Genomic DNA, 6124 nt, shown 5'->3' on the forward strand with positions numbered 1-6124 from the left:
CGAGGTTTCCCCCGCCGTCTCCGCGTTGCACTCTCGATCAGGATCGCGTCACCATGCGCCCAGCTCATCAGCGCAGTTGGATGCCCAATCCATCTGACCAAGCGCAAGAGCCATGTCCAAGCACTCTTTCACCCGCGCCTTGCCCGGGTCGAAGCAGAACCAGCGAATCACTGCCGTGCGCAGGAAGGCGATGGCGTCCGGGGTCGAAAGGGGCATGGCCTGAGCCGCGGGACTCGTGCGGTAGTCGGGGGTGTCTACCGTCTCCAAGTCGATGCGTCCGCGCTCGGTGCGGCGAACGCACCCTATGCCGTACAGGGTCAGCGCCCGGGCGACGTTCGCAAGGGTCGGCTCGGGCCTGCCGTCGCACTCGAACGTGAGCATGATGCACGCCTTGTCGAAGGCCTGAGTGAATCCGGCAGACCTGGCTACGTCGGGAGGGATCGGCGTGCCCGTCGCGCGAGGCACAGCGGTTTCCGCGAACTGCTTCAGCATGTGCCTGCGATAGGGGTTGTCCCAGCGGTCTTTCTTCTCCGGTGCGGGGTCGGGGTAGCCGTCAAGCCACCTGATGCTATCCGGGACCTCGGTTCCTTCGGGCCACAGCTCCTCCGTCCAAGCCGGTAGGCCGTCATCAGGGAAGCGAACACCCCAGCCGCCTTCGGTGAAGGTCGGCACCAGCCCGCAGGCGCGGATGGTCTGGGCGATCTTGCTGGGGCTGGTCCAGCTTTCGGTTTCTCCGGCGCACGGCAGCGCCTCCATTACGTTGTTCATGTCATTCTCCAATCAATCGTCAAGGTTCAGAATGCCGGGGCGGTTTCGACAGGGGACGCCCCGGCGGGCTCCCCGTGTCGCGCTCAGAAGGGGGCGGGCTTCTTCTCGGGGCGGTGCGGCCAATCGACCGGAAACATGGACTTGTTCCAAGCCGCACGCAGGGCTTCAAGGTCCCAGTAGTACCCATTCAGCCCGTTCTTGCCACGGCTCCAATCCACGTCCTTCGTGGCGCCCAACTTCTTCTCCAGCACCGCCTGAATCTTGTTGGAGGTGATGCGCACGTTGGCTTTCAGCCATTCGGTCGCGCTTTCCCGCATCGGCGTAGTGAGCGCGAACCGGCCCCCGTTCGGATGCTCCACCGTCCCCTCGGGCTCCTCGCCCGACCACAGCAGGTCGAACACATACGCCTCGAACCCGCGCAGGCTTTCGGCCTGCTGGTCCCGCAGGGCCTGAGTCTTGGGGGCCTTGCGCACCTCGAAGTTGCTCAGGTCATACGTCCGAAGGAAGTGCAGCAGGTTCTCGAACCCCCCGGCTTCGAGTTCGTCCCGGATCGCCTTGAAATAGGCGTTGTCCTGCATGTGGTCGTCGGCCATGTCGAGGGCGAAGAAGCGCCGTTCTTCGAGCCCGGCAGGCACCACCCAATCTTCGTTCGAGGCGAGAACCAAGTGCGTGAAGTTGGCCGCGGCCTCCGCATCGACGCCCTTGCCCTCGATCACCAATTGCTCCTCCGTCACGAGGGTCTTGAGCACTGACTCGTGCTTCTTGTCTCCCGCGAAGAAAGCCTCATCACCGAACAGCAGCACGGTATCGCGCAGGTGCGCATTGAAGGAGCCCACCAAGTGTTTCGAGTCGCTGACCTGTAGGAAGTGACGCCCGAACAGACGCCCGAACATCTTGGCGAAGAACGATTTGCCGGTGCCACGCTTTCCCCGGAGGACCACGGCCACTTCGCCCGGGGTGTCGGGGTGCTGGACGGCGCGAGCCATCCAGCCCAGCAGGTAGCCGTACCACTCGTCATTGCCAGAACAGACGTTCTCCCGGACGTGGCGCAGGAAAGGCTGATGCTTGTCGCCCGGTAGCGAATCGACGGCGAACCCGCGCCAAAGGTTGTAGGCGTCCTCCACCTCCTGACCGGGGGCAAACACGATGGTGTCGTATTGGCGACGTTGGGGGTGATCCACCCACCACACCCCCACGGCCTTCTCGACAGGCTGGCCCTTGTCGTTGTGGGCCACGATGACCTTGCGATTGCGGTAGCCGTTGCGGAAGTCCTCGAAGGACTGCTTGCTGATGCGCGTCCGCTTCATCGCCGGGTCCCAGACCTCCCGGATGATCCGGCACTTGCCGCCGATGTCGAGGATGACGGCGTACTTCTCGTTCAGCCTCCGCAGCCAAGGGTCAATCGCTTCTTCATGGGCACGTTCGATCTGGCGCAGGGCATAGCCTTCCCAGTTCGGCTTATCGCGCACGCTGGCGGCAATCTCGTTGCTGCCGGTGATGACGGCGAAGATCATTTCATCCGGCACTTCGGCCCGGACCAGATCGCAGCAGACCTTGAACAGGGCCTCCGACCGGGAGGGGTACTTGGTCGGGTCCAGCGGGTCCTGCCCGGTAGCGATCAGCGCCAAGCAGTGATCAGAAATGCTCTTGCCGTTCTCCGCGGCCCATGCCTTCAGCTCATCGGTGCCCACGTCAGGGACGTTGCCGGTGATCTTCACCTTCGGGCGTCCGCCCGGGAGCGCATCGCCCACGGTCTGGACGCGGACGGCGGGGGTGAATTGCTCAATCGGGTAGCTCGCGTCATGCCACTCAACAAGGCGGGCGAGCGCAGGCTTGCGGCCCTTCTTCGCCTTCTTCGCGGTTGGCACGTTGATGGTCCCGACCAGCCTGAGAATGCGGTCGCAGTTGTGGCAGTGGTCCGCCTGAAACACCTTCTCCAACTGGATGTTGTAGGCTTCCAGTTCCTGAGCCTTGGCGATGTTGCCGCCAATCTCCAGCTTGTCGGACGGGTCGAGCTTCCACAGCGCCTGAACCCCGCCCCCGCTATCCACGATGACGGTGGGCTTGGGCGTATAGGCACGCAGCAGCTTCAGGGCGCGTTCCTTCTCCTCCGCCGGGTCCTCTCCGGCCCGGGGGTCAATATCAACGTGCAGGCAGACAAGGCGGGCCATGTCCTCTTTGCTGGCCTTCACGTCGAGCGGACGGCGAACCGGATTGACGTGGAAGTACAGGTTGCGCTTGCCTTGATGGCCTTCGATCCAGTCAGCGGCGGCGTCCGCCTCGCTGGGCCGGAAGGTCCGCGTTTCGGTCTTACCGTCAGGGATGATCGCCGTCAGGCACCAGTCATCCCCCGGCGACCAGCGGCGCAGGAAGTCGATGGCGGCGGCGGTGTCGTGTTTGAGCTGTTCCATCAGACGCCCTCCGCCGTGTGGCTTTGCTCTTTCGAGGCCAGCCACTCGTCCAGCGAGGCCCGGCGGTAGCGGACCAGACGGCCCAACTTGGCGTAGCGCGGCCCGCCGCCCTTCACCCGGAGGAGTTCGAGGAGCTGGCGCGACACTTGGAGGTAGTCGGCGGCCTGCTGGGTATCGAGGACATCACGCGGTTCCATCTTCGCGGCCCTCCCTCAACAGGTACTCCATCAGCGTCCGCCCGAACGTCAGGCGGTGCGCCTCGTCCAGGTCGAACAGGGCCTTGGAGAAGTCCGGGTCATCGGTCGCGGCGGGGTTTTCCTCCACGCGGCGGCGCAGCTCCTTCTCCCGGCGCAGCACTTGCGCGACGGCCTGAACATAGATCGCCTTCAGGCTGTCTTCGTCCAGCTCCCGATTGCCGTCAGGTTCCACAAGGACGGCCAAGCCGTCCTCCGGCAGGTCGGTTTCCAACGCCAGCTCCCGCAGCGTCCCCCCGGCCAGCAGGTAGCCCCGCACGAAGGGGTGGGCGGCGTTCTCGCCCAAGGAGAAGTCCGCGCAACGCTGGGCGAGGTTGAGGAGCGACTTCTGACGGACGCCCCGGGCGTCCGGTTGGGCATCGCGCCATGCGATCAGCTCGTCAATGTCATAGACGGACGTGCGCCCCGATAGCTTGTATGGGCGCGGGAAGGTCGGATCAGACTTGGCAATCCGGTAGAAGGACGGATAGCTTTTGCAGATGAGTTCCGCCGCCTGAGTCGGGCGGAGGTACTTGGTGAGGGGTTTTGTAGGTTTCCTCATTGCGGGCGGTCCCCAAGAACGTCCGCGCCGCCCACCAGAAACAAGAAGGGGAAGCGCGGAGCCGATAAACACAGCTCGAACGCTTCCCCTCGGATGACTCGCATCAGAACTGGCGAAGGTCGAGCCACCTGGCTCGTTCGTTCTCCATTTCTGATACGTCCCGGGGAGCCCGCTGGCGGGCTTTCGGGATATGGCGAGACTATAAGACTTCCGCGTGTGTCCGTAAAGCGAAAAGTCTTGTTAAGTCATTGATCTATATACTTTTTCCTTTACTTCTTCGGCTTCGCATTCCGGCTAACTGCTTGACCCTTTTGGGTTTTCTTCTCGCCTTCGCACAGGAGGCGGAGGCGGTCGGAAATTTCCTGCATTGGAGCCCGGAGGCGGTCGAGTTCGGGGCTGATGTAGCCCGCGGTCACGTCCTGCTTGTCGGGGAGGCTGTGATTCACCAACATCTTGATGGCGTAGGGCGATATGTCCAGCGACTCCGCGACCGTGATGAACGTGTTGCGCAGGCCATGAACGGTGAATTTCACGCCCAGCTTCTCCTTCGGCTCCGCAATGTGGCCGCTCTTGCTCTCAGCCGGGAACACCCACGGCGAGCCCGGGAAGAAGGTCTTGGCCTGCTCGCACTTCTGCCGCTCCTTGAGCAAGTCGATGAGGAAGTCAGACAGGGGTAGCAGAAAGGCCCGCGTTTCGCCGCCCTTGGGCCGCGGTATCAGCAGGGCTTTCTTCTCCCAGTCGATATGCTCCCAGCGGACAACGGCGGCGCTTTCGCGGCGCAGGCCGGTGAACAGGACAAAGCGGAGGTAGTCCCGGCGGATCGGGTTGGTCATCGCCGTGACCTCCTTGTACCAAGCCGTCAGGTCCGCACTCGGGATCGCCGCCTTGCGCCGCTCCTCCGGGAACCAATCAACGGCGATGGTCGGATTCACGCCCAACTCGTCATGAATCTTCAGCGCGTGGTTGTAGGCGGCGCGGAACACCCGGAACACGCTGTTGGCGACATAGGGGCCGTTCTTCTCCCCGATCTTGTGGTGACGCTCGCGGCAGTCCTTCCGGGTGACCTCCGTCAGCGGCTTCTTGAGCCAGTCGCTCAGGTACTGGTCGGACAAATAGCGGTAGTCCTTCAGGGTCCGTTCGGATCGCTTCTTGTTCGACTTCAGGTGCAGGTCGAGGGCGTCCCCGAAGGTGACGGAGGCGGCGGGCTTCTCCTCCTTGTTCGGGTTGATCCCCTTGCCCATCTTCATCAGGAGTTCGCGGGCCTCCTCCCGGGCCTGATCGACGGTATAGACCCCATACCGCCCGATGGAGGTGCGGACGGTCTTGCCTTGGAGGTCGCGTTGCACGAAGAAGGTCTTGGCCTTCGCGCCCACGCAGACGCCGAAGCCCTTCAACTCCGTGTCGAAGTACAGGTGCTGGCGCTTCTTGTCGTCGGGTTGGACGAAGGGGAGCCCCTTGATGGCGCTCTGTGTGAGCTTGATGGAGGTGGTCATTGACAGCCCTTTCTAGTAACGGAATAATAAGGGCCATAGTTAGAAGCCGGTAGGGTGAGCGACTAACGAAATGGACCCAAACGCCCGTAACCATAAGGGTTTTCCGGCCTTATTAAAAGCCCGGACCCCCTCTGTAGGGTATGGCTGTCTTAATTCGTAATGCGAAGGTCGGGGGTTCGACTCCTCTTGCCGGCACCACTTGATGTGAAAAGGGCAACCCAAGTGGGTTGCCCTTTTTGCTTTGCTGCCTCGGGTAACCCAACAGGCGAGGTGAGACCTTAATAGCCCATTGGGGGGCTGCGAAAAGGGAGACGTTGCGGCATATTGAGCTAATTGATGATCTGGACAGTGAGATGCAATTGAAGAACATAGGTAGCGCAGGACAAACCTCTTCTGGTGGCATACGTGCACTTCGCACGAAGGCTAAATTGAAGCTTAGCGACCTGGCATCTCGCGCAGCCATCCCGCTTGAGCAACTCAAGCGTATAGAACGGGGCCTGGCCGGGCTCGACGACGAGACTACCCGCGCACTGAACCGCCCCGGGTTTTGAGGAGGCTCCAACACTTGAGAAGATGGAGCTATGACCAAGTCAAACAAGTTCTCACCCGAGGTCCGCGAGCGCGCCGTGCGCATGGTGCAGGAGCATCGAGCCGACT

General features: G+C 62.5%; 5 protein-coding genes. All 5 read right to left on the reverse strand.

From position 1 onward, the window contains the following. Nucleotides 1-48 precede the first annotated feature (48 nt). Nucleotides 49-768 carry a hypothetical protein gene (locus ABD767_RS14450; RefSeq protein WP_344869850.1) on the reverse strand — a complete coding sequence of 240 codons (720 nt, stop codon included), beginning with the start codon at nucleotides 766-768 and terminating at the stop codon, nucleotides 49-51. Between the two features lie 83 nt (nucleotides 769-851). Continuing rightward, on the reverse strand, nucleotides 852-3179 hold the full coding sequence (locus ABD767_RS14455; RefSeq protein WP_344869851.1) for a primase-helicase family protein: 2328 nt from the start codon (nucleotides 3177-3179) through the stop codon (nucleotides 852-854). Then, nucleotides 3179-3376 (reverse strand): helix-turn-helix transcriptional regulator, encoded by a 198-nt coding sequence (locus ABD767_RS14460; RefSeq protein WP_344869852.1) that lies wholly within the window; start codon nucleotides 3374-3376, stop codon nucleotides 3179-3181. Before ABD767_RS14460 ends, ABD767_RS14455 begins: the two co-directional genes overlap by 1 nt. Further along, nucleotides 3363-3974 (reverse strand): helix-turn-helix transcriptional regulator, encoded by a 612-nt coding sequence (locus ABD767_RS14465; protein WP_344869853.1) that lies wholly within the window; start codon nucleotides 3972-3974, stop codon nucleotides 3363-3365. The genes ABD767_RS14460 and ABD767_RS14465 overlap by 14 nt, the downstream gene beginning before the upstream one ends. Nucleotides 3975-4243: 269 nt before the next feature. Further along, nucleotides 4244-5467 (reverse strand): tyrosine-type recombinase/integrase, encoded by a 1224-nt coding sequence (locus ABD767_RS14470; RefSeq protein WP_344869854.1) that lies wholly within the window; start codon nucleotides 5465-5467, stop codon nucleotides 4244-4246. Nucleotides 5468-6124 lie beyond the last annotated feature (657 nt).

This window comes from Comamonas faecalis (assembly GCF_039538025.1).
Taxonomy (GTDB): domain Bacteria; phylum Pseudomonadota; class Gammaproteobacteria; order Burkholderiales; family Burkholderiaceae_C; genus Comamonas_C; species Comamonas_C faecalis.

Bases quoted from the DNA above. Each gene is read 5' to 3' on its own strand.
- ABD767_RS14450 (WP_344869850.1), bottom strand. From the start codon at position 768: ATGAACAACGTAATGGAGGCGCTGCCGTGCGCCGGAGAAACCGAAAGC.
- ABD767_RS14455 (WP_344869851.1), bottom strand. From the start codon at position 3,179: ATGGAACAGCTCAAACACGACACCGCCGCCGCCATCGACTTCCTGCGC.
- ABD767_RS14460 (WP_344869852.1), bottom strand. From the start codon at position 3,376: ATGGAACCGCGTGATGTCCTCGATACCCAGCAGGCCGCCGACTACCTC.
- ABD767_RS14465 (WP_344869853.1), bottom strand. From the start codon at position 3,974: ATGAGGAAACCTACAAAACCCCTCACCAAGTACCTCCGCCCGACTCAG.
- ABD767_RS14470 (WP_344869854.1), bottom strand. From the start codon at position 5,467: ATGACCACCTCCATCAAGCTCACACAGAGCGCCATCAAGGGGCTCCCC.